This is a genomic window from Micromonospora aurantiaca ATCC 27029 (assembly GCF_000145235.1).
GTDB lineage: Bacteria > Actinomycetota > Actinomycetes > Mycobacteriales > Micromonosporaceae > Micromonospora > Micromonospora aurantiaca.
In genome coordinates, this window is the sequence record NC_014391.1 from 3,254,626 (window position 1) to 3,279,107 (window position 24,482).

Annotated in this window: 20 protein-coding genes; 12 read left to right on the plus strand and 8 right to left on the minus strand. The window is 73.9% G+C overall.

Annotated features, from left to right (window positions below):
• Complete coding sequence (gene treY, locus MICAU_RS14195; RefSeq protein ID WP_013286011.1) at window positions 1–2,301, plus strand: malto-oligosyltrehalose synthase; 2,301 nt, start codon at window positions 1–3, stop codon at window positions 2,299–2,301.
• On the plus strand, window positions 2,298–4,031 hold the full coding sequence (gene treZ / locus MICAU_RS14200) for a malto-oligosyltrehalose trehalohydrolase (RefSeq protein ID WP_013286012.1): 1,734 nt from the start codon (window positions 2,298–2,300) through the stop codon (window positions 4,029–4,031). The genes treY and treZ overlap by 4 nt, the downstream gene beginning before the upstream one ends.
• A gap of 4 nt (window positions 4,032–4,035) precedes the next feature.
• On the opposite strand, the gene MICAU_RS14205 is transcribed toward treZ, so the two are convergent.
• On the minus strand, window positions 4,036–6,852 hold the full coding sequence (locus MICAU_RS14205; RefSeq protein WP_013286013.1) for an AfsR/SARP family transcriptional regulator: 2,817 nt from the start codon (window positions 6,850–6,852) through the stop codon (window positions 4,036–4,038).
• A 121-nt stretch (window positions 6,853–6,973) separates the two neighbouring features.
• Window positions 6,974–7,588 (minus strand): calcium-binding protein, encoded by a 615-nt coding sequence (locus MICAU_RS14210; protein WP_013286014.1) that lies wholly within the window; start codon window positions 7,586–7,588, stop codon window positions 6,974–6,976.
• Between the two features lie 235 nt (window positions 7,589–7,823).
• Between MICAU_RS14210 and MICAU_RS14215 the strand changes: the two genes are divergently transcribed.
• Window positions 7,824–8,471, plus strand: coding sequence for a maleylpyruvate isomerase family mycothiol-dependent enzyme (locus MICAU_RS14215; RefSeq protein ID WP_013286015.1), 648 nt, complete (start codon window positions 7,824–7,826; stop codon window positions 8,469–8,471).
• Between the two features lie 53 nt (window positions 8,472–8,524).
• Here the strand turns inward: MICAU_RS14215 and map are convergent, their stop codons facing one another.
• The gene (gene map, locus MICAU_RS14220; protein ID WP_013286016.1) at window positions 8,525–9,298 is read right to left on the minus strand and encodes a type I methionyl aminopeptidase; all 774 of its coding nucleotides are present in this window, start codon (window positions 9,296–9,298) and stop codon (window positions 8,525–8,527) included.
• A 66-nt stretch (window positions 9,299–9,364) separates the two neighbouring features.
• On the opposite strand from map, the gene MICAU_RS14225 reads away from it, so the two are divergent.
• From MICAU_RS14225 to bla, 3 genes are all read left to right on the plus strand, one after another.
• Entirely contained in the window at window positions 9,365–9,655 is a 291-nt protein-coding gene (locus MICAU_RS14225; protein ID WP_013286017.1) for a helix-turn-helix domain-containing protein, read from the plus strand.
• 45 nt (window positions 9,656–9,700) lie between these two features.
• The gene (locus tag MICAU_RS14230; protein ID WP_244879762.1) at window positions 9,701–10,306 is read left to right on the plus strand and encodes a DUF6518 family protein; all 606 of its coding nucleotides are present in this window, start codon (window positions 9,701–9,703) and stop codon (window positions 10,304–10,306) included.
• A 152-nt stretch (window positions 10,307–10,458) separates the two neighbouring features.
• On the plus strand, window positions 10,459–11,397 hold the full coding sequence (gene bla / locus MICAU_RS14235; RefSeq protein WP_013286019.1) for a class A beta-lactamase: 939 nt from the start codon (window positions 10,459–10,461) through the stop codon (window positions 11,395–11,397).
• A 24-nt stretch (window positions 11,398–11,421) separates the two neighbouring features.
• Here the strand turns inward: bla and MICAU_RS14240 are convergent, their stop codons facing one another.
• On the minus strand, window positions 11,422–12,900 hold the full coding sequence (locus MICAU_RS14240; RefSeq protein ID WP_013286020.1) for a glutamate-cysteine ligase family protein: 1,479 nt from the start codon (window positions 12,898–12,900) through the stop codon (window positions 11,422–11,424).
• 187 nt (window positions 12,901–13,087) lie between these two features.
• On the opposite strand from MICAU_RS14240, the gene MICAU_RS14245 reads away from it, so the two are divergent.
• Window positions 13,088–13,429 (plus strand): DUF3817 domain-containing protein, encoded by a 342-nt coding sequence (locus tag MICAU_RS14245; protein WP_013286021.1) that lies wholly within the window; start codon window positions 13,088–13,090, stop codon window positions 13,427–13,429.
• Here MICAU_RS14245 and MICAU_RS14250 read toward each other — a convergent pair.
• Together MICAU_RS14250 and MICAU_RS14255 are read right to left on the minus strand one after the other, a co-directional pair.
• Window positions 13,410–14,300 (minus strand): alpha/beta fold hydrolase, encoded by an 891-nt coding sequence (locus tag MICAU_RS14250; RefSeq protein WP_013286022.1) that lies wholly within the window; start codon window positions 14,298–14,300, stop codon window positions 13,410–13,412. The two genes, MICAU_RS14245 and MICAU_RS14250, sit on opposite strands and share 20 nt — an antisense overlap.
• A gap of 36 nt (window positions 14,301–14,336) precedes the next feature.
• Entirely contained in the window at window positions 14,337–14,876 is a 540-nt protein-coding gene (locus MICAU_RS14255) for a hypothetical protein (RefSeq protein ID WP_013286023.1), read from the minus strand.
• Between the two features lie 151 nt (window positions 14,877–15,027).
• Here MICAU_RS14255 and MICAU_RS14260 point away from each other — a divergent pair, with 151 nt between their 5' ends.
• From MICAU_RS14260 to MICAU_RS14270, 3 genes are read left to right on the plus strand one after another with little or no spacing between them, the layout of a single operon-like run.
• Entirely contained in the window at window positions 15,028–16,152 is a 1,125-nt protein-coding gene (locus tag MICAU_RS14260) for a baeRF2 domain-containing protein (RefSeq protein ID WP_013286024.1), read from the plus strand.
• On the plus strand, window positions 16,145–17,893 hold the full coding sequence (locus MICAU_RS14265; RefSeq protein ID WP_013286025.1) for a thiamine pyrophosphate-requiring protein: 1,749 nt from the start codon (window positions 16,145–16,147) through the stop codon (window positions 17,891–17,893). Before MICAU_RS14260 ends, MICAU_RS14265 begins: the two co-directional genes overlap by 8 nt.
• Before the next feature lie 51 nt (window positions 17,894–17,944).
• Entirely contained in the window at window positions 17,945–18,991 is a 1,047-nt protein-coding gene (locus MICAU_RS14270) for an iron-containing redox enzyme family protein (protein ID WP_013286026.1), read from the plus strand.
• 98 nt (window positions 18,992–19,089) lie between these two features.
• Here the strand turns inward: MICAU_RS14270 and MICAU_RS14275 are convergent, their stop codons facing one another.
• Window positions 19,090–19,314 (minus strand): CDGSH iron-sulfur domain-containing protein, encoded by a 225-nt coding sequence (locus tag MICAU_RS14275; protein WP_013286027.1) that lies wholly within the window; start codon window positions 19,312–19,314, stop codon window positions 19,090–19,092.
• Window positions 19,315–19,502: 188 nt separating this feature from the next.
• Here MICAU_RS14275 and MICAU_RS14280 point away from each other — a divergent pair, with 188 nt between their 5' ends.
• Both MICAU_RS14280 and MICAU_RS14285 read left to right on the plus strand, forming a co-directional pair.
• The gene (locus MICAU_RS14280; RefSeq protein WP_013286028.1) at window positions 19,503–20,918 is read left to right on the plus strand and encodes a hypothetical protein; all 1,416 of its coding nucleotides are present in this window, start codon (window positions 19,503–19,505) and stop codon (window positions 20,916–20,918) included.
• Between the two features lie 244 nt (window positions 20,919–21,162).
• Window positions 21,163–22,296: a SigB/SigF/SigG family RNA polymerase sigma factor gene (locus tag MICAU_RS14285; RefSeq protein WP_013286029.1), complete on the plus strand. Its 1,134-nt coding sequence runs from the start codon at window positions 21,163–21,165 to the stop codon at window positions 22,294–22,296.
• Between the two features lie 100 nt (window positions 22,297–22,396).
• Here the strand turns inward: MICAU_RS14285 and ctaD are convergent, their stop codons facing one another.
• Window positions 22,397–24,400: an aa3-type cytochrome oxidase subunit I gene (gene ctaD / locus MICAU_RS14290; RefSeq protein WP_013286030.1), complete on the minus strand. Its 2,004-nt coding sequence runs from the start codon at window positions 24,398–24,400 to the stop codon at window positions 22,397–22,399.
• Window positions 24,401–24,482 lie beyond the last annotated feature (82 nt).

The following is a 24,482-nucleotide window of genomic DNA, read 5'->3' on the forward strand; positions in this document are numbered from 1 at the left end:
ATGCCCGACACCCCTCGCTCGACGTACCGGGTCCAGGTGCGTCCCGGCTTCGACCTGGACGCCACGGCCGAGCTGGCGGGCTACCTCGCCGCGCTCGGCGTCACCCACCTCTACACCGCGCCCCTGCTCACCGCCACCCCCGGCTCCACGCACGGCTACGACGTGGTGGACCACCGCGCGGTCAACCCGCAGCTCGGCGGCGAGGCCGCCCGGGCGCGGCTGGTCCGGGCGCTGCGCGCGGCCGGGCTGGGCCTGGTCGTGGACATCGTGCCCAACCACGCCGGGGTGGCCCGGCCCGAGGCCAACCCGGCCTGGTGGGACGTGCTGCGGCGGGGACGCGAATCGGTGTACGCGCGCTGGTTCGACATCGACTGGGACCGCGGACGGCTGTTGCTGCCGGTGCTCGCCGACACCGCCGACGCGCTCGACGACCTGAAGCTCGTCGACGGAGAGCTGCGCTACCACGAGCACCGCTTCCCGGTCGCCGACGGCACGGGCGACGGCACGCCCCGGCAGGTGCACGACCGGCAGCACTACGAGCTGGTGAACTGGCGGCGCGGCGACGCCGAGCTGACGTACCGCCGGTTCTTCGCCGTGTCCGACCTGGCCGGCCTGCGGGTGGAGGACCCGGAGGTCTTCGACGCCACCCACGCGGAGATCCTGCGCTGGGTCGCCGCCGGGGACGTCGACGGCATCCGGGTCGACCACCCGGACGGGCTGCGCGACCCGGCCGGCTACCTGGCCCGGTTGCGCGCCGCCGCGCCGGAGAGCTGGCTGGTGGTGGAGAAGATCCTGGAGTACGGCGAGGACCTGCCGGACTGGCCGGTCGACGGCACCACCGGCTACGACGCGCTGGCCGCCGTGTCCGGGCTGTTCGTCGACCCGGACGCCGAACCGGAGTTCACCACTCTGGACGGCCGGCTGACCGGGCGGCACACGTCCTGGGCCGACCTGACGCACGCCACCAAGCTGGAGGCCGCCACCCGGCTGCTCGCCGCCGAGCTGACCCGGCTGGCCGCGCTCGTGCCGGAGCTGCCCGGCGAGCAGGTCCGCGCCGCCCTGGCCGAGCTGGCGGCCTGCTTCCCGGTCTACCGCGGCTACCCGCCCGAGGGCGCCCGGCACCTGGCCGCCGCCCGCAGCGAAGCAGGCCGCCGCCGTCCCGACCTGATCGGCGTGTTGGACGCGGTCACCGCCCGGCTGCGCGACCCCGGCCACGAGCTGGCCGCCCGGTTCCCGCAGTTCACCGGCGCGGTCATGGCCAAGGGCGTGGAGGACACCGCGTACTACAGGTGGAGCCGGTTCGTCGCCCTCAACGAGGTCGGCGGCAGCCCGGCCCACTTCGGCGTACCAGCGGCCGAGCTGCACCGGTTCGCCGCCACCCGGCAGGTCCGCTGGCCGGCGAGCATGACCGCGCTCTCCACCCACGACACCAAGCGCGGCGAGGACGTCCGCGCCCGGCTCGCGGTGCTGTCCGAGATGCCCGGCCGCTGGGCCGAGCGGGTCGCCGACTGGATGTCCCGCGCGCCGCTGGCCGACCCCGCGCTGGCCCACCTGCTCTGGCAGACCGCCGTCGGGGCGTGGCCGATCGAGCGGGAGCGACTGCACGGGTACGCCGAGAAGGCCGCCCGGGAGGCGTCGGTCACCACCAGCTGGGCCGACCCGGACCCGTCCTTCGAGCACGAGATGCACGCCCTGGTCGACCGGATGTACGACGACCCGGAACTGCACGCCCAGATCACCGCGTTCGCCGCCGAGATCACCCCGCCCGGCTGGTCCAACGCGCTCGGGCAGAAGCTGGTGCAGCTCGCCATGCCCGGTGTGCCCGACGTCTACCAGGGCACCGAGCTGTGGGAGAACTCGCTCGTCGACCCGGACAACAGGCGGCCCGTCGACTTCGCCGTACGCCGGGACATGCTGGCCCGGCTCGACGCCGGATGGCGGCCCGCGGTGGCCGACGACGGCGCGGCCAAGCTGCTCGTGGTGTCCCGGACGCTGCGGTTGCGCCGCGACCGCCCGGACCTGTTCGGCGGCTACCGGCCGGTGCCGGCGCGCGGCCCGGCCGCCGCGCACGCGGTGGCCTTCGATAGGGGCGGCGCGGTGGCGGTGGCGACCCGGCTGCCGCTGCGGCTGGCCCGCTCCGGCGGCTGGCGGGACACGACGGTGTCACTTCCCGTTCATCAGTGCACCGACTTGTTCACCGGGCGGGTCTACAGTGGTTCTGAGCTGCTCCTGGATGATCTGCTGAGCACCTATCCCGTCGCCCTCCTCGCACCCACCGACTCTGTGGAGGCCGCCGCATGACCGAGTTCACGGTGTGGGCGCCCGAGGCCGCCCGGGTGCGGCTGCGCCTGCCCGGCGCCGCCGACCACGCGATGCGTCAGGGGCCGGACGGCTGGTGGCGGGTCGAGGTGCCCGACGCCGGGCCGGGCACCGACTACGCGTTCCTGCTCGACGACGACGAGCAGGCCCTGCCGGACCCGCGCTCGGCCTGGCAGCCGGCCGGGGTGCACGGGCCCAGCCGGCTCTACGACCACGCCGCGTTCGGCTGGACCGACGCCGCCTGGACCGGCCGGCAACTACCCGGCAGCGTGCTGTACGAGCTGCACATCGGCACGTTCACCCCGGAGGGCACGTTCGACGCTGCGATCGCGAAGCTCGACCACCTGGTCGACCTCGGCGTCGACATGGTCGAACTGCTGCCCGTCAACGCGTTCAACGGCGAGTACAACTGGGGCTACGACGGCGTCTGCTGGTATGCCCCGCACGAGCCGTACGGCGGCCCGGACGGCCTGAAACGGTTCGTCGACGCCGCCCACGCCAAGGGCCTGGGGGTGATCCTCGACGTCGTCTACAACCATTTCGGGCCCTCCGGGGCCTACGCGCCGCGGTTCGCGCCGTACCTCAGCGAGCAGAGCAACACCTGGGGCCGCACCGTCAACCTGGACGGCCCGCACTCCGACGGGGTGCGCCGCTACATCGCCGACAGCGTGCTGACCTGGCTGCGCGACTACCACGTCGACGGGCTGCGGCTGGACGCCGTGCACGCCATGCCGGACGGCCGGGCCGTGCACTGGCTGGAGGAGGTCGCCGCCGAGGTCGAGGCGCTGTCGACGCACCTCGGACGGCCGCTGTCGCTGATCGCCGAGAGCGACCTCAACGACCCGCGCCTGATCACGCCCCGCGAGGCGGGCGGGTACGGCCTGCACGCCCAGTGGAACGACGACGCCCACCACGCGCTGCACACGCTGCTCACCGGCGAGCGGCAGGGCTACTACGGCGACTTCGGCTCCCTGGAGTGCCTCACCGACGTGCTGACCGGCGGCTTCTTCCACGCCGGCACCTGGTCCAGCTTCCGGGGCCGCAGCCACGGCCGCCCGGTCGACAGGCAGCGCACGCCCGGCCACCGCTTCGTGGCGTACCTGCAGAACCACGACCAGATCGGCAACCGGGCCACCGGCGACCGGATCTCCGCCACGCTGTCGCCCGGCCTGCTGCGCGTCGGCGCGACGCTGCTGATGACGGCGCCGTTCACGCCGATGCTGTTCATGGGGGAGGAGTGGGCGGCCTCCACGCCGTGGCAGTTCTTCACCAGCCACCCCGAGCCGGAACTCGCGGCGGCGGTCGCGACCGGCCGCCGACGCGAGTTCGCCGACCACGGCTGGGCCACCGACGACGTACCCGACCCGCAGGACCCGCAGACGTTCCTGCGGTCCCGGCTGGACTGGGCCGAGCTGGACAAGCCGGAGCACCGCGAGACGTACGACCTCTACCGGCGGCTGATCGCGCTGCGCCGATCCCGGGCCGACCTGTCCGACCCCCGGCTGGACCGGGTCGACGTACGCCACGGCGACCGGTTCCTGGTGATGCGGCGCGGCGAGACGCTCGTGGTGGCGAACCTGGCGGGCCGGGCACAGCGGATCAACCTGCCCGGTGTGGTACGCCGGGTGCTGCTCGCCACGTCCGAGGGCGTCACCGTGATGCGCGACGGGATCGAGTTGCCGCCGGAGAGCGCGGCGATCGTGGCGCTCTGAGCGTTCACTGGTGAAGTTTCCGCCGTACCGCCTCGGCGTCGGCGTGACCGAGTTCGTCGAGCAGCGCGAGTGACCGTTGCCAGGCGTTCCGGGCCGCGTCCGCTCGCCCGGCCGCGGCCCACGTGTCGCCGAGGTGGTCCAGCACGATGCCCTCGGCATGCCGGTCACCGATGTCGGTGAACAGGGCGAGGGCCTGCCGGAAGCAGTCGACTGCGTGCTCGTACTCGCCGAGGTGGTGGTGGGCGAAGCCGATGCTGTCCCACGTGTTCGCCTGCCCGTACGCGCTCCCGGCCTCCTCGGACAGGGCGAGCGCCCGGCGGCAGAAGGTGATCGCGTCGTGGTGCTCGCCGAGCTGCGAGTGGTACCAGCCGATCGCGTTGAGCGCGACCGCCTGCTTGAGCGGGCCGCCGACCCGTTCGTAGAGGGCGAGGCTCCGCCGCGCGTGCGGCAGGGCCTCCCGGGGCTGCCGCTGCCGGTCGTGCAGCATGCTGAGGTCGAAGTGGGTGTGCGCCCGCCCCTCGTCGTCGGCCAGGGCGGCGAACAGGTCGAGCGCGGCGAGCAGGTTGCGCTGCGCCTCGTCGTACCGGCCGAGGTTGGAGCAGGCCCCGGCCAGGAGCCGGTGCGCCTGGGCCTGCGCGGGACGGTCATCCGACCGCCGGGTCGCCTCGACCGCCCGGCGGGCCACTGTGGCCCAGTCGTGCCAGTGGCCCTGCCTGTCGAAGTAGGTGGCCAGGGTCCACGACAGCTGCCCGGCAGCGGTGTCGAGGCCGTTGCCGGCGGCGTAGTCGATGATCGCGAGGAGCACCTGGTGTTCGCTGGTGAACCAGGCCAGCGCGGCCGCCAGGTCGTCGAGCCGTTCGGCGGTCACCCCCGGCGCGGCGGGGGCCAGGGTCAGCGGGTCGCGCTGCGGGGACAGCAGCAGTGCGGCCGCGTGCGCCGTGTGCAGGTGGTGGTCGACCAGCCGGCACAGCGCGGGCCGGGTACCGGCCGGGTCGCCGGTCGCCCGCTCGACCGCGAAACTACGGACCAGGTCGTGCATGCGGTACCGGCCCGCGACGTGCTCCTGCACAAGATGCGCGTCGACCAGCTCGCGCAGCAGCGGGCGCAGCTCGTCCGGCGTACGGGCGGTCAGGCCGGCCGCCGCGGCCCGGCTGATGTCCGGGCCCGGGGCGAGTCCGAGCAGCGTGAACACCTCCGCCGCGGCCGGTGTGAGCGCCGCGAGCGAGCGGGACAGCACCACGCGCAGGTTCGTCGTCGCCTCGTCGCCGGCCAGCGCGTCCAGCGGGTGGACAGCCGTGGTCAGCTCCGCCGCGACCGACGACAGGGGGAGTTCGGGGTGAAGCGCGGCACGGGCCGCCACGATCCCGAGCGCCAGCGGCAGACCTCCGCAGAAGCGCAGGATGTCCGCGACGGCGTCCGGGTGTCCCGCCACCCGTGCGGCACCCACCTGCCGGACGATCAGCTCGTGGGCCTCGTCGTCGGGCAGCACGTCCAGTGGCAGCGGATGCGCGCCGTGGGTGGTGACGAGGCCGGCCAGCTGCCGGCGGCTGGTCACCAGGACCGCACTCGTGGGCGTGCCGGGCAGCAGCGGGATCACCGTGGCGGTGTCTCGGGCGTCGTCGAGAACCACCAGCAGCCGGCGGCCGGCGACGAGCGTGCGGTACAGCGACGCCCGGGCGTCCGGGTCGGCCGGGACGCGTGCCGGTTCGACGCCGAGCGCTTCGAGGAATCCGCGCACCGCCGCGGGCCACGCCACCGGGTCCGCAGCCGGGTCGAAGCCGCGCAGGTTGACGTAGAGCTGCCCGTCGGGGAAGCGGCCAGCGTTGGCGTGCGCCCAGCGCAGGGCCAGCCAGGTCTTTCCGACGCCACCGCCACCACCGATGGACGAGATCACCACCGGCGACCCGCCGCCGTCCGGGCGTCCCGCGTCGCCGAGTTGTTCGTCGAGGCGCGCGAGCTGGGCGGTCCGGCCGGCGAAGACCCCTGGCGACGCTGGTAGCTGCCGGGGCACGGCACCCGCATCCCGTGCCGTGCCGGTGGCCGTCGCGCTTGATTCGCCGCCGCCCGGCAGGTCCGGCGGCGCGATCGCCGCGTCGGCGGTGAGGATCTGCTGGTAGAGCTGTGCCAGCGGCGGGCTGGGGTCCGTACCGACCTCGGCGGCCAGCCGGCGGCGCATCCGGTGGAAGTGCTCGAGGGCGTCGGCCTGCCGCCCGCACCGGTACAACGCGAGCATCGCCTGCGCCGCCAGGCGCTCGTCCCACGGGTACCGGCCGCTCAGCGCCAGGACGTCGGGGAGAAGGCGGACGTGCCGGCCCCGGCGCAGGGCGATGTCGTTGCGGTCCAGCGCGGCGGCGAGCCGCTGCCGGTCGAGGGTCTGCCGGTAGGCCACCAGCCACTGTGTGGTCAGCCCGTCGAACGCCTCGCCGCGCCAGAGACCCAGCGCCCGTTCCAGGCAGCTGATCGCTGTCGCGTCGTCCCCGGCGCGCCGAGCCTGCTCGGTCAGCTCGCGGAAGCGGTGCAGGTCGACGCGGTCCGGGTCGACGGCGAGCAGATAGCCGGGATGGCGCCGGACGATGCGGACCTCGTCCGCGTCGGCCAGCGCCTGGCGGAGCCGGGACAGGTAGCCGCGCAGGGTGGCGGTGGCCCCGTCCGGCACCTCGTCGCCCCAGACCCGGCTGATGAGCTGTTCGGTCGCGACGACACGGTTGGGCTCGACCAGCAGGGCGGCGAGGACGCACTGTTGACGGGCGTGACCGATCCGGACCGTCCGGCCGTCGACCCGGACGTCCAGGTCGCCGAGTACCCGGAACTCCACCGCCACGGACTGTCACGGTAGCCGCGGACGGCGATGGTCGGACCGGGCCTGACGACGATCCGACAGGCGGCAGCGCGACGGTCCGCGTTCCCGGTCTCCCGGTGCGCGGACCGCCGTGCCGGCGGGATCACGGGCAGTTGATCGGGAGATCCAGGGTGGGCCGGGGATCGTCGATCACCGCGTCCGGTCCGCAGTCACCGTCGTCCCAGCCGGGGCCGCCGACCAGGGTGTCCACGCCCTGGTCGCCGTAGAGGTGGTCGTCGTTGCTGCCGCCGTCCACGCGGTCGTTGCCGTCCAGGGCGCTGGGCCCGATGAAGCGGTCACCGTGGATGGTGTCGGCGCCGCCGTCGCCGTGGAGGTTGTCGTTGCCCAGGTCGCCCCAGATGTCGTCGCCGGTCAGCCCGCCGTAGACGATGTCGTCGCCGCTGTTGGCCTGGATGTCGTCGTTGCCGTCGAGCCCGCAGATGATGTCGTCGTAGACGCTTCCGACGATGACGTTGCGAGTTGTCGTGCCGATGATGAACTCCGGGCCGTTGGCGTTGTTGCTGACGTAGAGCGCGCCGGCGAATCTCAGGGTGTATCCGGCCGGCACCGGCGCCCCGGAGTAGGGGCCGCAGTCGGCGGGGACGATGTAGGCCGTGGACGCCGGGGCGGCGCCACCGGCAAGGCCCGCGGCGGCCAGGACGAGCGCACCGACCACCGAGGCGGCGGCACGCGAGGTGGAGAGGAAACGGTGTGACATGACGCTTCTCCCTTGCGGTTTGATGGATGCGAGAAGCGTCACCGGCGAGCGTTCAGCGGACGTGCAGCAAACGTTGAACCCGACTCGCCCCCGTCGATCTTGGAGTTGTGGCGCCTCGAATGTCGCCGATGCCGGGTTGGTGAACCACCACAACTCCAAGATCGGCGAAGAGGGGAGCGGTGAGTTCGCCGCGGCGGCGCGGTCCAACCTCCGACGGCCCGACTCTGGAGGTTCCATGTCCGACACGCTGACCCGCAGCGAGCTGTGGGCGCTCGCGCACGCCGAGCGCGCCGCCCTGGCCGACGATCTCGCCGGGCTCGACGCGGCGCAGTGGGCGCGGCCCTCGCTGTGCAGCCGGTGGACGGTGGAGGAGACGCTGGCGCACATGACCGCGGCGGCGAGCATCGGCCGCGTCCGCTGGCTCGCGAGCGTGCTCGGCGCCCGGTTCGACTTCGATCTGCACAACGACCGCCGTCTGGCCGAGCACCGGGGCGCCGACCCGGGGGAGACGCTGGACCGGTTCCGCCGGATCATCGGCAGCACCACGTCGACGTTCGGGCCGACCGAGGCGTGGCTCGGTGAGGTGGTCGTGCACGCCCAGGACATCCGGCGTCCGCTCGGCCTGACACGGACGCCGTCGGTCGAGGCCGTCACGCCGGTCGCCCGGTTCTACGCCGGGCGGGACTTCACGGTGGCCGGGCGCAGCGCGATCGACGGCCTGCGGGTGGAGGCGACCGACGGACCGTTCACCGCCGGCACCGGCCCGCTGGTCAGCGGCACCACGCTCGCGCTGATGATGGCGATGGCCGGGCGGGCCGCCTACTGCGACGACCTCACCGGCCCCGGCGTGCCGGCGCTGCGGGAGCGCTGCGCACCCGCCTGACGACGCCCGGCGGCGGGAACGCGGGAGAACGGCGACGCCTGCCGCAGCGAAGGTCACTGCTTCGGCAGCGTCAGGATCTCCGCGCCGTCGTCGGTGATGGCGATGGTGTGCTCGCTGTGCGCGGTGCGGCAGCCGGTCGCGCTGCGCAGCGTCCACCCGTCGGCGTCGGTGACCAGCGTGGCGGTGTCCGCCATCACCCACGGCTCCAGCGCCAGGAGCAGTCCGGGACGCAGCGTGTAGCCGCGCCCGGGGCGCCCGGTGTTCGACACGTGCGGGTCCTGGTGCATCGTCGACCCGACGCCGTGGCCGCCGAACTCGGTGTTGACCGTGTATCCGGCTTCGGTGAGGACCGAGCCGATGGCGTACGAGAGGTCGCCGACGCGGACGCCGGGGCGGGCCGCGGCGATCCCGGCCTGCAACGCCCGTTCGGTGGCGTCGATGAGCGCGACGCTCTCCGCGGGCCGGGCGTCACCGACGACGAAGCTGATCGCGGAGTCGGCCACCACCCCGCCCAGCGAGACGGCCAGGTCGAGGCTGAGCAGGTCGCCGTCGGCCAGCGTGTAGTCGTGCGGCAGCCCGTGCAGCACCGCGTCGTTGACCGAGGTGCAGATGTAGTGGCCGAACGGCCCGCGCCCGAACGACGGCTCGTAGTCGACGTAGCAGGACTGCGCCCCGGCCTCGGTGATCATGCGCTGCGCCTGCCTGTCGATGTCGAGCAGGTTCGTGCCCACGGTGGTGCGGCTGCGCAGCGTCCGCAGGATGTGGGCGACCAGGGCGCCGGTGTCCCGCGCCCGCCGTACGTCGGTGGGGCTCAGGATCTCGATCATGCAGGCGCCTTCCTCACGCGACCAATAAGTATCCCGGTCATGTTATCCCGGTATTAGAATCCTGGCATGGTCAGGTTGCCCCTCACCCCCGCCGAGGTCGAGCGCGGGCAGCGCCTCGGTGCGCTTCTGCGCCGCGCCCGGGGCGAGCGTTCGATGCTGCTCACCGCGCTCGACGCCGGTGTCTCCCCGGAGACGCTCCGGAAGATCGAGTCCGGCCGGGTCGCCACGCCGGCGTTCCCCACCATCGCCGCCATCGCCGACGTCCTCGGACTCTCCCTCGACGAGGTGTGGGCCGAGATCAGCCGCTCCGACGCCGCGGTGCGTCTCGCGCCGTCCGAGCGACGCCTGGCTTCGTAGGGCCACCCTGCCGACCCGGTGAGCATACTGAGTATGCTCCCCCGCATGCCACCCTCGCGTCGCGCCGTCGCGCTTGTCGTCCCCGTCGCCGGTTTCCTGCTCGGCTTCCTGGACTTCGTCTGGATCAAGTGGGTGCCGTTCCCGTTCGCCGAACTCGGCAACTCCACAGCCACCTGGGCGGTCGCCGCGTTCGCGCTGGGATGGTGGATCCGGTCGGGCGCGGTGCGCGCCGCCGTGGCGGCCAGCGTCCTGCTGATCGTCGCGGTGCCCAGCTACTACCTGGCGGCGACGCTGCTCCAGGGCGACGACCTCGCCGTGATCTGGTCGCCCACCTCGATCGTCTGGATGGCGTTCGGCGTGGTGGCGGGCGTGGTGTTCGGCGTCGGCGGCATCTGGGCGCGGACCGACGGATGGCGGCGAATCGTGGGGACCGCCCTGCCGGTGGCCGTGTTCGTCGAGGAGGCGCTGCGGTTCGCGCTGAAGTCCGGGTCGTACCCCGGAGCGTGGTGGAACGTGGCGATCGACCTCGGGCTCGCCGCGCTGCTCGTGGTGCTGATCGGCCGGTCCGCCCGGGTGCGGCTGCTGGCCGCCGCGGTGGCGCTGCCGGTAGCCGCGCTCGGCGCTGTCACGTTCGCCGCCGTCGCGGGCTGACCCGCCGCGTCGGCCGGCGAACCACCGGTCCTGGTCGGCGCGGGCGGATGGCAGGACAACCGCGCCGGCTGAGAGGCTGCGGATCGCTGGCGACCGGGATCGGCGACAATGGCCCGAGAACGGCGTGGTCCGGACGACGGGGGAGGAAACGGATGATCCGACGGCAGGTGCTCGCGGCGGCGATGCTCACGGCGACGGCTCTGGTGGCCGGCTGCACCACGGACCGGCCCGAAGCCGCACCGGCGACCAGCGCCCCGGCCGCATCCACCGCCCCGGCCACGCCGAGCGCCACACCGAACGCCTCGCCGGTGCCCGCGCCGCCGGAACTGGCGGCCCTGGAGCGGCGCTCCGGCGCCCGGATCGGCGTCTTCGCCCTCGACACCGGCACCGGCCGCACCCTCGCGCACCGGGCCGACGAGCGGTTCGCGTACGCCTCCACGTGCAAGGCGCTCGCGGCGGGCGCGATGCTGGCCGCCACGTCGGACGCCGACCGGGACCGGGTGGTCCGCTACCGGCGCGCGGACCTGGTGGCGCACTCCCCGGTGACCGAGCGGCACGTGGAGACCGGGATGACGCTGCGGGACGCCGCCGAGGCGGCGGTGCGGTACAGCGACAACACCGCGGGCAACCTGCTGTTCGACGCGCTCGGCGGCCCGGCCGGTTTCGAGCGGGCGCTGCGGGACGTCGGCGACCAGGTGACCCGGCCCGCCCGTACCGAGCCGGAACTCAACGCGGCCACACCCGGCGACGAGCGCGACACCAGCACGCCCCGCGCGCTGGCCGGCTCGCTGCGGGCGTACACGCTGGGTGAGACCCTGCCGCCCGCGGACCGCGACCTGCTGCTGGGCTGGATGCGGGCCAGCACCACCGGGAGCGGACTGGTCCGGGCCGGCGTGCCGGCCGGCTGGCAGGTGGCGGACAAGTCCGGCACCGGCGGGTACGGCACCCGCAACGACATCGCCGTGGTGTGGCCGCCGGACCGGGCGCCGATCGTGCTCGCAGTCATGTCCAGCCGGGACAGCCGCGACGCGGAGCCCGACGACGCGCTGGTGGCCCAGGCCGCGCGGGCGGCCGTGACGGCGCTGCGCTGACGCGGGGCACCGCGCCGGCCCGGCTCAGGGGATCGGCCACTCGTGCACGGGCCGGTTGCTGTGCATCAGGTCGACGTAGTGGCGGACCACCTCGCGCAGCGCCGCCGGCCGGTCCATGTGGTCGGCCGACTCCAGCCGGTGCAGCGTCTCCACCTGCCACGTCGCGCCGTTGCGGCCGGTCAGGCAGCGCTGCTCGACGATGCCGAGCAGCCGGTCCCGCTCCGCCGGGTCCAGGCCCCACCGGTCCAGCCCGTGGTGGGCCATCGGCAGCAACCGGCGCAGCACCAGCTCGGTCACCGGCAGGTAGCCCAGCCCGGGCCAGTACACCTGGGCGTCGATGCCGTGCCGGGCGCAGGCGTTGAAGTTCTCCTCGGCCGCGCTGAACGACATCTGCGACCACAACGGGCGGTCGGACTCGGCGAGCGCCCGTACCAGGCCGAAGTAGAACGCGCCGTTGGCGACGGTGTCCACCACCGTCGGCCCGGCCGGTAGCACCCGGTTCTCCACCCGCAGGTGCGGCCGGCCCTTGAGCACGTCGTAGACCGGCCGGTTCCACCGGTAGATGGTGCCGTTGTGCAACCGCAGCTCGGCCAGCTTCGGCACGCCGCCGCTGTGCAGCGTGGCCGCCGGGTCCTCCGGGTCGCAGACCGGCAGCAGCGCCGGGAAGTAGCGGACGTTCTCCTCGAACAGGTCGAACACCGACGTGATCCAGCGTTCGCCGAACCACACCCGCGGGCGTACGCCCTGGGCCTTGATCTCCTCCGCCCGGGTGTCGGTGGCCTGCTGGAACAGCGGCACCCGGGTCTCGCGCCACAGCTCCCGGCCGAAGAACAGCGGGGAGTTCGCGCCCAGCGCCACCTGGATGCCGGCGACCGCCTGGGCCGCGTTCCAGTAGTCGGCGAACTGCGCCGGGCTGACCTGGAGGTGGAACTGGGTGCTGGTGCACGCCGCCTCCGGCGTGATGGTGTCGGCGGTGGTGGCCAGCCGCTCCACCCCGCTGATCGCGATGGGCAGGTCCTCGCCCCGGGCGGCGAAGATCTGCTCGTTGAGCAGCGCGTACCGGGGATTGGCCGACAGCGTCTCGGCGGTCAGGTGCTCCGGGCGCAGCGTCGGCAGGATCCCGATCATCACCATGTGCGCGCCGACGGTACGGGCCTTCTCCTCGGCGGCGTTCAGGCTGGCACGGACGTGCTCCTCGAACGCCGCGGTGCCGGTGCCGGCGAGCCGCCGCGGCTCGACGTTGATCTCCACGTTGAACTGGCCCAGTTCGGTCTGGAACGCCGGGTCGGCGATCGCCTCCAGCACGTCGGCGTTGCGCATGGCCGGGTCGAAGCCGTCGTCGACCAGGTTCAGCTCGATCTCCAGGCCGGTCATCGGCCGCTCCACGTCGAACCGGGACTCGCGCAGCATCTCGGCGAACACGTCCAGGCACCGCCGGACCTTCTCGCGATAGCGGGCCCGGTCCTCCCGGCTGAAGGTACGCACGCCGACGTCCTCGCCCATGGTCACCACCCTGTCACCGTTGGTTCTCCCCAACCTCGCACGGAGTGGCGGGTCAGGAAAGGCCCGGAGGCCCTTTTCTGTACCCCGTGGCGGCCCCGGTGATCCCCGTCGCGGGGCAGCGGGTTCCGTCCGGGCGGCCCGGCCCGGGCGGCTAGCATGGCCGCCGACGGCGAAGGGGAGTGGCGGAATGCGCGACGGGTGGATCCGGGCGTTCGTGGTGGCGGCGTTCGCCGAGGCCTGCTCGTGGGCGGCGCTGCTGGCCGGCATGGCGGTCAAGTACGGCCCGCCCGGCGACGAGATCGGCGTGAAGATCTTCGGCCCGATCCACGGCGCGCTGTTCGTGGTCTACGGCCTGCTGGCGCTCGTGGTGGCCCGGCGGCGCCGCTGGACGCTCGTGCAGACCGGGCTGGCCCTGGCCAGCGCGGTGCCCCCGTTCGCCACCGTGCTGTTCGAGCGCTGGGCGAGCCGCCGGGGCCTGCTCGACGCGCCAGCTGTCGCGCAGCGGCCGCTCACCCCCGCGGGTCGCTGACCGCGGCGACATCCTCGGCGAGGAACCCGGCCAGCACGTCGGTCAGCTCCCGCGGCGCCTCCTCGGCCATGTGGTGCCCGGACGGGATCGACGCGGTCCGCACGTCGTCGGCCCAGTCCCGCCAGATCGCGGCCGGGTCGCCGTAGAGGTCGACCATGTCGTCGCGCTCGGACCAGGCGAACAGCACCGGGCAGCCGATCCGCCGCCCGGCGGCCCGGTCGGCGTCGTCCGCCGCCCGGTCCGGCCCGAGCCCGGCCCGGTAGTCCTCGCACATGGCGTGCACCGTCGCCGGGTCGTGGATGGCGCGCCGGTAGTCGGCGTACGCCTGCTCGCCCATCTCCTCCGGTGATCCGCCGTACCAGGCATCCGGATCGGCGTTGATCACCCGCTCGGCCGGCTTGGCGAGCTGACCGAGGAAGAACCAGTGCCACCAGCGGGCGGCGAACCGGGCGTCGCAGCGGGCCAGCGCCTCACCGATCGGCACCCCGTCCAGCACGCCGAGGCGGCTCACCCGGTCCGGATGATCCAGGGCGGTCCGCATGGCCACGTACGCGCCGCGGTCGTGACCGATCACTGCGGCCCGGCGGTGGCCGAGCGCGTCGAGCAGCCCGACCACGTCGGCGGCCATCGCCCGCTTCGAGTAGACGGTGTGCTCCGGGTCGCTCGGCGGCTTCGACGAGCCGCCGTAGCCGCGCAGGTCCGGGCAGATCACCGTGTGCCGCGCGGCCAGCCGCGGCGCCACCCGGTGCCAGGTCGCATGGGTACGCGGGTGCCCGTGCAGCAGCACCACGGGTGGCCCGGAGCCGCCGTGGCGTACGCGCAGGCGGACCTCGCCGACGTCGATCTCGGTGAGCGTGAATCCGGCGAACATGGCCGCAGCGGTGCCCGCCTCCGGTGACGGGGAAACCTAGGTCAGGGCCGAGCAGGCGGCCACGCCGAACAGCAGCACGGCGCCCAGAATGGCCTGGAGCAGCAGCGCCGGACCCAGATGGGACCAGAGCGTCGCGGTACGCGGGGTCAGCAGTTGCCCGGTGGTCAGGTTGACGATCCGCTCGATCCGCGGCGGCAGATCCTCGTCACGTTGCGCCCGCAGCGTGAGCTGGACGTGGTCGCCGGGGTGCAGCGCGCTCTGCGGCAGGTGGCCGTGCAGCTCGACCTCCACCAGCCGGCCGGCGGCGTCGCGTACCCGGACCGGGGTGACCAGGAACTCCGGCCCCTTCTTCAGCTCCTTGAAGCTGCGCCGGGCCCCGCCGCCGCCGCTGCTGAGCAACGCGCGCACCACCTTCAGCAGCAGCCCCACCACGCCCGCGGCGGTCAGTACCGCGACCAGCGCGGGCTGCCCGACCCGGACCTCCCGGGCGTAGCCCTCCATCAACCGGACGAGACGCCCGGTGACGACGCGTTCCGTCGGGTGGACGACGCGTCGGCTGTACAGCTCCGTGTCCATGTTCACCACCGAGAGTCCCGTTCCGTGCACAGATGGTATCGGCCCTTCGGGTTGAACGACGTGAATGAACGGTGGTCACGCCCCGGCCGCCGGCAGGTGACATCCGCCGGGGCGCGGGTATGCGTGCGGCCGAGCCGGAAAGGGGTCGAGCATGCAGCTGTCCTTCCTGCGCCCGCTCTACAACCGTCCCGGGCCCTGGTGCTCGGTGTACATGGACGCCTCCCGCGACACCCAGGACGCGCGACCGCAGGTCGACCTGCGCTGGCGGGCCCTCAAGGGCGACCTGCTGGGGCAGGGCGCCGACCCGGTCACCGTCGAGGCGGTGGAGGAAGTCGTCCGCCGGCACCAGCCGATGCCCGGCGACTACGGCATCGCCGTCTTCGCCACCCGGGGCCGCGTGGTGCTCACCGAGTACCTGTCCGCGCCGCCGCTGCGTGACCTGGCGAGCTGGTCGGCGCTGCCGCACACCATGCCGCTGGTCGCTCAGCGCGGCGAGCAGGTGGCCTGGGTACGGGTGCTGGCCGACCGTACCGGCGCGGACGCGATGGCGGTCAGCGCCGGTGGCGTGCCCCGGCGCGCCCAGGTGAAGGGCGGGCAGAGCCGCCAGCTGCGCCGGGTGCAGCCGGGCGGCTGGTCGCAGTCCCGCTACCAGCGCGCCGCCATGGAGGCGTGGCACCAGAACGCCGGTGACGCCGCCGCGGCCACCGCCGACCTGGCCGAGCGCGTCGGTGCGGACGTCGTCCTGGTGGCCGGGGACGTCCGGGCCACCGGCATGATCGCCGCCCAGCTCCCCGAGCGCTGGCAGGACGTGCTGGTCCGCACCGACGCGGGCGCCCGCGACGTGGGCGCCGACGACACGCTGATGGACGACATCATGGTGCAGACCGTCGCCGAGGTCGCCGACCGGCGGATCGCCGCCGCGCTGGACCGCTTCGGCGTCCAGGAGGACGTCGGCGCCGGACTCGACGCCGTGGTCTCCGCGCTGCAACGCAACCAGGTCGACACGATGCTCATCGTGGACGACCCGTCGGCCGACGGCGAGCTGTGGGTGGGCCCCGAGCCGACCGAGATCGCCACCGACCCGGGGCAGCTGGCCGGCATGTCGGTGGCCGACCCCCAGCGGGTACGCGCCGACGCGGCGCTGCTGCGCGCGCTGATCGGCACCGACGCGGACCTGACGGTGCTCGCGCCCGAGGAGGCGCCGGAGCTGACCGACGGGGTCGGCGCGGTGCTGCGCTACGTCGACGCGAGCACGCCGGGGCGGGGTAATGGCTGAGCGCATCGTCGCCGACCTGGTGGTCGAACGCCTGCGGGCCTGGCGGGTGCCGCGGGTGTTCGGCTGTCCGGGCGCGGCGATCGCCCCGCTCGTGGGCGCGCTCGACGACGCGGGCGGGGACCCGGCGTTCGTCCCCGCCCGGCACGAGGAGACCGCCTCGTACATGGCCACCGGGCACGCGAAGTTCACCGGCGGCGTCGGGGTGTGCCTGGCGACCCAGGGCCCGAGCGCCGTGCACCTGCTCAACGGGCTCTACGACGCCAAGCTCGACAGCAAGCCGGTGGTCGCGATCATCGGCGAGGACGTCACCGGCCCGCTCGGCGGCGCGCACGAGGAGATCGGGTTGAGCCGGCTGTTCGGCGACGTGTGCAACCAGTTCGTCCGCTACGGCCGCCGGCCCGAGCAGGTGCCGGCACTGCTGGACCAGGCGTTCCGTACCGCCGCGGCGACCCGCAGCCCGACCTGCGTGGTGCTGCCGCGCGCGTTGCAGGTCACCGCCGTACCGGACCTGCTGCCGCAGACCGCCGGGGTGGTCACCGCGACGCCCGGCGAGCCGCTGGCCCGGGTGCTGCCGCACGACGCCGACCTGGACGCCGCCGCCTCGCTGCTCGGCAACGGGCGGCGGGTGGCGGTGCTCGTCGGCCAGGGCGCGCACGGCGCGGCCGAGGAGATCGTCGCACTCGCCGACCGGCTCGGCGCGGGCGTGGCCACGTCGCTGCTGGGCAAGCCGGTGCTCGACGAGCGGCTGCCGTTCCACACCGGCGTGCTCGGCGAGGTCGGCACCACCGCCGCCGCGCAGCTCATGGGCTCCTGCGACACGCTGTTGATGATCGGCACCAACGATCCGTGGACCGACTGGTTCCCGATGCCGGGCCAGGTACGCACCATCCAGATCGACATCGACGGCCGGCGCATCGGCACCCGCTACCCGGTGGACGTGCCGCTGGTCGGCGACGCCGCCGAGACGCTGCGGGCGCTGCTGACCCGGGTGCCGGAGAATCCCCACCGCGAGTGGCGCGGCATGGTGGAGAAGATGGTGGACCGGTGGCGCGTGGCCGCCGCCGAGCGCACCGCCACGCCCGCCGATCCGGTCGACCCGCGGCTCGTGCTGCGTGAGCTGTCCACCCGGCTGCCCCGGCACGCCGGCGTCGCCGTCGACGTCGGCTCGGTCGTCTACTGGTACGCCCGGCACCTGGAGCTGCCGCCGGGTGTGCAGGCGCGGCTGTGCGGCACGCTCGGCTCGATGGGCTGCGCCCTGCCGTACGCGGTCGCCGCCAAGCTGGCCCGCCCGGACGAGCCGGTGTTCGCGCTGCTCGGCGACGGCGCGATGCAGCTCAACGGCCTGGCCGAGCTGATCACTGTGGCGCACCACTGGACGGCCTGGCACGATCCCCGGCTGATCGTGCTGGTGCTGAACAACAGGGACCGGTCCGGCGTCGGCGGCGGCCGGTCACCCGGGGAGCGGGGGCCCGAGGTGCCGTACGCCGGGTGGGCCCGCCTGCTCGGGCTGCACGGCGTCCGGGTGGACCGGCCGGACCTGGTCGGACCCGCCTGGGACGAGGTGCTGGCGGCCGACCGGCCTGCCGTCCTGGAGGCGGTGGTGGACCCGGCCGTGCCGCTGGACGCGCCCGAACCGGCGCTGGCCGACCTGCGCGGCCTGGTGGCCGACGGGGACGCCGCCCGCCGGGTGCGGGAGCGGGTGATCCAGACCGAGGCCATCGCGGCGGACGAAGTCGTTTAGCGGCATCCGGGCGGGGCACTGCGACCGGGCGCAACCGTCCCGGGAGGTCACATGTCCGTCGCCGCCGACAGTCGTCACGGCCCCGCTCCGCTGCCCGCGGCGCGCGGGCCTGTCTCCGCCGCGCTGCTGACCGCGCTGCGCGCGGCGCCGGGCGAGCTGCCGGCCGGGCTGGGCACGCACCTGGACGCGGCCGCCGCGCCGCTGACCGACGAGGACCTCCAGCTCACCCTGTTCCTCTGCTACGAGCTGCACTACCGGGGCTGGTCGGGCGTCGACGCGGCGTGGGAGTGGGAGCCGTCGCTGCTGGCGCTGCGCGCCCGCGCCGAGCGGCCGTTCGAGGCGGCGCTGCGCGAGCTGGCCGGTCCGCAGCCGGCGGTGCTGCCGGCCGGCGTGCCGGGTGCGCTGGCCGACCTGGTGGCCGCCGACGACGGCCCGCCGCTGGCCGCCACGCTGCAACGCCGCGCCGACCTCGACCGGTTCCGCGAGTTCGTCGCCCACCGCTCGATCTACCACCTGCGCGAGGCCGACCCGCACAGCTGGGCGCTGCCCCGGCTCGGTGGGCCGGCGAAGGCCGCGCTCGTGGAGATCCAGACCGACGAGTACGGCAACGGCCGGCTGGACCGGATGCACGCCGAGCTGTTCCGCACCACGATGGACCGGCTCGGCCTGGACACCGGCTACGCCGCCCATCTGGACCGGGTGCCGGCGGTGACGCTGGCGACGAACAACCTGATGTCGCTGTTCGGCCTGCACCGGCGGCTGCGCGGGGCGCTGCTCGGGCACCTGGCCGCGTACGAGATGACCTCGTCGCTGCCGAATCGCCGCTACGGCAACGGACTGCGCCGGCTCGGCTTCGACGAGGTCGCCACGCGCTTCTACGACGAGCACGTCGAGGCCGACGCCGTACACGAGCAGATCGCCGCGTACGACATGTGCGGCGGGCTGGTCCGGGCCGAGCCGGCGCTCGCGTCCGACGTGCTGTTCGGGGCCGCCGCCGCGCTGGCACTGGACGCCCTCTTCGCCGCACACCTGCTCACCGCCTGGTCGACGGGCGAGTCGTCCCTGCGCCCACCCCAGCACGCCCTCGCCGCAGCCTGACCCCGCTTTTCGCTCGGGATCTTGCAGTTCGGGCCCACTGCATGCCCGGTTCGGGAGGTTTGCCGGGCACCGAAGTGCAAGATCGGCGAGGGTGGGGGTCAGGACTCGCGGTCGCTGCCGGCCCGGAAACCGCTCACCTTGTGCGTGCCGTCGCAGAACGGCTTGATCGCGCTCTTGCCGCACCGGCACAGCGCCACGGTGCCCCGGCGCGTCTCGATCGGCGTGCCGTCGGGCGTGACCAGCGCGAAGTCGCCGCGTACCAGCAGTGGTCCGTCCCGGTACGGGGTGATGGTCGCCGCCGGGGTGCTCTCGTCGTCGGGCATGCGCGGTGCAGTGCCCGTCCCGGTCCGGCCCAAACCCGCACCCGAGCGCTGTTGCGCCCGCGACGGCGGGCACGCGGCGCGACGGCGTACCTGGGTGTCGCGGGCGGTGCGGTTACCGGGCGGGCCTTGGTCCTCACCCGTGGGGAGATGCCCCGTTTAGACCCCAGAGGGACGGGAAGCCGGGCCGCGTGGTGAGCGAACGAGTCGAACGGACGCCGGTCAGCGGCGCAGGGCTGCCCGCGGAGCGGGTGGTGGCGGCCGGCAGCGCCGCCCGGGTCCTGGTCGCCGTGACCGCCCGGGCGCTGCGCGGCGACGACTGCGGCGACCTCGGCCACCCGGGCGCGCTGTCCCGCCTCACCGGCGCGCCCGAGCCGGTACGCCGCGCCGCCGCCGTCCGGGCCGCCGGGCGGGCGGCGCTCACCGCCGGACAGATCGCCGCCGTGGACGCCGAGCGGGTAGCCGGGTGGTTCGCCGGGCAGTACCCGGACCGGCGCTGGCCCGGCGTGGTGCTCGGCTCGCCGCACGGCGCCGCCGCCCATCTCGCGGTGGCGCTGGGTGTGCCCTGGCTCCCTGCCGGGTTCGAACTGGCCGGGCAGTGGACCCGGGGGGCGGTGGACCGCCCGGACGCCGCGTACGCGCACGGCGCCACGCTGGCCGCCCGGCTGCTCGAAGCCAACCCGCGCGTGCACGTACGCCAGGTGCACTGCCCGGCCAGCCGGGGCGCGGCAGCCGGCGCGGCGGTGACGTTCGCGGTGCGCTGGCGCACGCTGCCGAAGGCGTACGCGCGCTTCCTGGCCGACCGGCTGGAACCGGCCGCGCCGGTGCTGCTGCTGCACGACGCCCGCACCTGGCCGGTACGCGACTGCGGCGACGGGCACAGCTTCCAGGCCGGCTGCCCGGGCGGCGGCCTGGACCCGGTCGACTTCCACCCGGACGCCCGGGCGCTGGGCCAGGTGCTGCGCGCGGCCGGCGGTGACGAGACGCGCTGGACCGCGCCGGAGGTCACGGTGGCGGGCGCGTTCGCCGAACACGGCGTGGAGTCCGGTTTCGAGCACGACGCCCGCTCCTTCGGCGACCGGCACGGGCATCCGCTGCACCTGGTGGTCGTGCCGCAGCCGGACGCGCTGAGCGCGGTGACCGCCGACCTGTACCGGCGCTGGCTGCGGCGGGCCGGCAAGACCGGCAACCGGCTGGTGGTGGAGTGCGGCCGGCTGCTCGACCCGGCGCAGGTGCTGCGGGCCGGCCTGGTGCCCTACTGGTGCGAGAACGCCGCCGCGCGCCGGGTCGCGGGCGTCGAGTGGTGGCTGGCCGGCAGCGAGCCGTTCAGCTCGGTGGACGTGCTGCCCGAGCCACCCGGCCTGCGCTCGCCCGCGTACGCGGGACTGCCCCAGTGGCTGGCGGTGGCCGGCTTCGGGCGCCGCCGGCGGGCCCTGGACCGAGGTGCCGCCCGCGGCTACCCGGTCGCCTCGGTACCCACCCGACGTGCCACGGAGGTGTTGCGCAACCAGCCCTGCGACCTGCCCGCGCCGCCGCCGCTGCGGATGGCCGAGGCCCTCGCCGTCCTGCGTGACGCGGGCGCACACCAGGGCCTGCTGGTCCGCTGAACCGCCGCCGGGACCGGGCTGCCGGCCAACCTGGCGAAACTTCCTCGCGATCCTGCGGTCCGTGATTGAGTACCTACGGAGCGGGAAGACCGCTCGCCGCGAAACGGCCCACGACGCCGTGCGGCGGGCAGCCACCGCTTTCGACGTATCCGTCACGTAACCCAACTTCCTCACCCGGTGCGTGGTCCGACCACGCGCACGACCGGTTCCGACCGGGCGGGGGCTCTTCGGCGAGGGGGCGCGGATGTTCGGACAGACCACCACACCCACACCACCGACCACCGACCGGGGTCTGGAGGACCTGGACGCGGCGGCGCTCGCGTACGCGGCCCGGATCGAGGGCCTGCCACCGGAGCGGCGGCAGGAGGCGCGGGACGACCTGGTCCGGTTCGCGCTGCCGTTCGCCGGCCGGCTCGCCCGCCGCTACCGCGGGCGCGGTGAGCCGCTGGAGGACCTGGAGCAGGTGGCCCGTCTCGGCCTGGTCAACGCCGTCGACAGGTACGACCCGGAACGCGGTTCGTTCACCGCGTACGCGGCGATCACCATCGTCGGCGAGATCAAACGGCACTTCCGCGACCGCACCTGGGGCGTGCACGTGCCGCGCCGGCTGCGGGACCTGATCCTCGAGGTGGGACAGGCGACGGCGACGCTGACCAGCGAGCTGTCCCGCGCGCCCACAGTGGCCGAGTTGTCCGCCCGGCTGGAGACGCCGGAGGAGGAGATCCTCGCCGCGCTGGAGTCGGCCGCCGGCTACAGCCCGGCCTCGCTGAACGCGCCGGTGGGCGGCGAGAGCTCGGCCGAGTTCGGCGACCTCGTCGGCGAGTCCGACCACGCGCTGGAGTCGGTGGACGACCGGGTCACTGTCAGCGGCCTGCTGCACCGGCTGCCCTGGCGGGAGCGCCGCATCCTGGCGATGCGCTTCTACGGCAACCAGACCCAGGCGGAGATCGCCGCCCGGTTCGGCATCTCCCAGATGCACGTGTCCCGGCTGCTGTCGCGGGCGCTGACCTGGCTGCGTCAGGCGATGCTCGCCGACGCCCCGCCGCCCTGGCAGAACGGCGCGGCCGAGGCCGAGCCGGCGAAGGCGCGGATCTCGGTGCGGCAGAACGGCGACCGGGTCGTCGTCGAGGTCGGCGGCGAGGTGGACCGGGCCGGCGCGGACCAGTTGCGCCGGGCGGTGCTCCAGGCGGTCACCGGGCAGCCCCGCGAGGTGGTGGTCGACCTGGTCGGCGCCGGTGGTTTCGACGCCGGCGGGATCGCCGCGCTGATGGCCGGCCGGGAGGCCGCCGCGCGTACCGGGGTGCCGCTGCGGCTGACCCGGGTGCAGCCGGCGGTGCGCCGCTCGCTGACCGCGGCCGGACTGCCGGCCGCCGACTGACCGACCAGCACGTGCCGCGCCGGCTTCCCACCACGGGAGCCGGCGCGAGGCGTACGACGAGAGGGCCGGCGCCCGACGGCGCCGGCCCTCGTCCGGTGTCTCAGTTCTCCGGGGTGTCCCCGTGCCCGCGCGGGTGCCGCCACCTGTCGTTGCGCTGGTCGTCGCGCTCGGCGTTGAGCGCGCTGCCCTCCGGCTCGTCGGTCTCCTCGAAGCTGGGCCGGCGCACCTCCTCCGGCTCCGGCACCTCCACCGGGCGCGCCCCGGACTGCGGAGCGGGCTGGTAGTCCACCGCCTCGGGCGCGCCGTACGCGCCGCCGGCCGACGGCGACTCCGGCACGTGCCGCTCGTGGTGCATCTCCTCGCGGAACGACTGCGGTGGCTTGGTGGTGCGCTGCGGCAGATCGCGGCCCAGGTCGGAGACGAGCGGGCCGTACTTGAGGTCGAACGCCGGCCGCTCGGAGCGGATGCGCGGCATCCGGTCGAAGTTGCGCAGCGGCGGCGGGCAGGTGGTGGCCCACTCCAGCGAGTTGCCGAAACCCCACGGGTCGTCCACTGTGACCATCGCGCCGTACCGCCACGACTTCCAGATGTTCCAGATCACGAACAGGGTGGACGCGCCGAGGATGAACGAGCCGATGCTGGAGATCGTGTTCAGCGTGGTGAAGCCGTCGCCGGGCAGGTAGTCGGCGTACCGGCGGGGCATGCCCTCGTTGCCGAGCCAGTGCTGCACCAGGAACGTGGCGTGGAAGCCGATGAACATGGTCCAGAAGTGCATCTTGCCCAGCCGCTCGTCGAGCAGCCGCCCGGTCATCTTCGGGAACCAGAAGTAGAGCCCGCCGAACGCGGCGAAGACGATGGTCCCGAACATCACGTAGTGGAAGTGCGCCACCACGAAGTAGCTGTCGGTGACGTGCCAGTCCACCGGCGGGCTGGCCAGCAGCACCCCGGTCAGGCCGCCCAGCAGGAACGTCACCAGGAAGCCGACGGCGAACAGCATCGGCGTCTCGAACGTGATCTGTCCCTTCCACATGGTGCCGATCCAGTTGAAGAACTTCACTCCGGTCGGCACCGCGATCAGGAAGCTCAGGATGCTGAAGAACGGCAGCAGCACCTGCCCGGTGGCGAACATGTGGTGCGCCCAGACGGTCATCGACAGCACCGTGATGGCGATGGTGGCCAGCACCAGGCCGGTGTAGCCGAAGATCGGCTTGCGGGAGAACACCGGGATGATCTCGGTGATGATGCCGAAGAACGGCAGCGCGATGATGTAGACCTCGGGATGGCCGAAGAACCAGAACAGGTGCTGCCAGAGCATCGGCCCGCCGGTCGTCGAGTCGTACACGTGCGAATGCAGCAGCCGGTCCGAGGCCAGCGCCAGCAGCGCGGCGGCCAGCAGCGGGAACACGAAGATCACCAGGACGCTGGTGAGCAGCGCGTTCCAGGTGAAGATCGGCATCCGGAACATGGTCATGCCCGGCGCGCGCAGCGTCACGATCGTGGTGATCAGGTTGACCGCGCCGAGGATCGTGCCCAGACCGGACACGGCCAGGCCGACCACCCACATGTTCGCCCCGACGCCGGGGGAGTGCTGCGCGGTGCTCAGCGGTGTGTACGCGGTCCAGCCGAAGTCCGCCGCGCCGGCCGGGGTGGCGAACCCGCCCACGACCATGAGCGCGCCCAGGAAGTAGAGCCAGTACGCGAACGCGTTCAGCCGGGGGAACGCCACGTCGGCGGCGCCGATCTGCAGCGGCACCAGGTAGTTGGCGAACCCGAAGAACAGCGGGGTGGCGAACAGCAGCAGCATCACCGTGCCGTGCATGGTGAACATCTGGTTGTACTGCTCGGGGGAGACGACCTGCATCCCCGGCCGGGCCAGCTCCACCCGGATGATCAACGCCAGGATCCCGCCGACGATGAAGTACCCGAACGACGTGATCAGGTAGAGCAGGCCGATCTGCTTGGCGTCGGTGGTCCGCAGCAACCGCCACAGCGCGTTGCCCTTCACCGCCTCCCGTACGGGCCCGGGGTAGCCCCCGAACCGGGCCGGCGCGAGGATCGCGGGCCCTCGGTCTCGTGCCGGTTCCGTGACTACCCGCTTGGGCATGGCATCTCACCCCGTGTGACGACAGACAGGACGGGCGGGCGTACCCGGCCCTCTGCCCATGTAACCAGGCGAGCGCGGAGAA

Excerpts from the sequence above, each read along its gene's own strand:
- treY (WP_013286011.1), top strand. The coding sequence starts at position 1 with ATGCCCGACACCCCTCGCTCGACGTACCGGGTCCAGGTGCGTCCCGGC.
- treZ (WP_013286012.1), top strand. The coding sequence starts at position 2,298 with ATGACCGAGTTCACGGTGTGGGCGCCCGAGGCCGCCCGGGTGCGGCTG.
- MICAU_RS14210 (WP_013286014.1), bottom strand. The coding sequence starts at position 7,588 with ATGTCACACCGTTTCCTCTCCACCTCGCGTGCCGCCGCCTCGGTGGTC.
- MICAU_RS14215 (WP_013286015.1), top strand. The coding sequence starts at position 7,824 with ATGTCCGACACGCTGACCCGCAGCGAGCTGTGGGCGCTCGCGCACGCC.
- map (WP_013286016.1), bottom strand. The coding sequence starts at position 9,298 with ATGATCGAGATCCTGAGCCCCACCGACGTACGGCGGGCGCGGGACACC.
- MICAU_RS14225 (WP_013286017.1), top strand. The coding sequence starts at position 9,365 with ATGGTCAGGTTGCCCCTCACCCCCGCCGAGGTCGAGCGCGGGCAGCGC.
- MICAU_RS14230 (WP_244879762.1), top strand. The coding sequence starts at position 9,701 with ATGCCACCCTCGCGTCGCGCCGTCGCGCTTGTCGTCCCCGTCGCCGGT.
- bla (WP_013286019.1), top strand. The coding sequence starts at position 10,459 with ATGATCCGACGGCAGGTGCTCGCGGCGGCGATGCTCACGGCGACGGCT.
- MICAU_RS14240 (WP_013286020.1), bottom strand. The coding sequence starts at position 12,900 with ATGGGCGAGGACGTCGGCGTGCGTACCTTCAGCCGGGAGGACCGGGCC.
- MICAU_RS14245 (WP_013286021.1), top strand. The coding sequence starts at position 13,088 with ATGCGCGACGGGTGGATCCGGGCGTTCGTGGTGGCGGCGTTCGCCGAG.
- MICAU_RS14250 (WP_013286022.1), bottom strand. The coding sequence starts at position 14,300 with ATGTTCGCCGGATTCACGCTCACCGAGATCGACGTCGGCGAGGTCCGC.
- MICAU_RS14255 (WP_013286023.1), bottom strand. The coding sequence starts at position 14,876 with ATGGACACGGAGCTGTACAGCCGACGCGTCGTCCACCCGACGGAACGC.
- MICAU_RS14260 (WP_013286024.1), top strand. The coding sequence starts at position 15,028 with ATGCAGCTGTCCTTCCTGCGCCCGCTCTACAACCGTCCCGGGCCCTGG.
- MICAU_RS14265 (WP_013286025.1), top strand. The coding sequence starts at position 16,145 with ATGGCTGAGCGCATCGTCGCCGACCTGGTGGTCGAACGCCTGCGGGCC.
- MICAU_RS14270 (WP_013286026.1), top strand. The coding sequence starts at position 17,945 with ATGTCCGTCGCCGCCGACAGTCGTCACGGCCCCGCTCCGCTGCCCGCG.
- MICAU_RS14275 (WP_013286027.1), bottom strand. The coding sequence starts at position 19,314 with ATGCCCGACGACGAGAGCACCCCGGCGGCGACCATCACCCCGTACCGG.
- MICAU_RS14285 (WP_013286029.1), top strand. The coding sequence starts at position 21,163 with ATGTTCGGACAGACCACCACACCCACACCACCGACCACCGACCGGGGT.
- ctaD (WP_013286030.1), bottom strand. The coding sequence starts at position 24,400 with ATGCCCAAGCGGGTAGTCACGGAACCGGCACGAGACCGAGGGCCCGCG.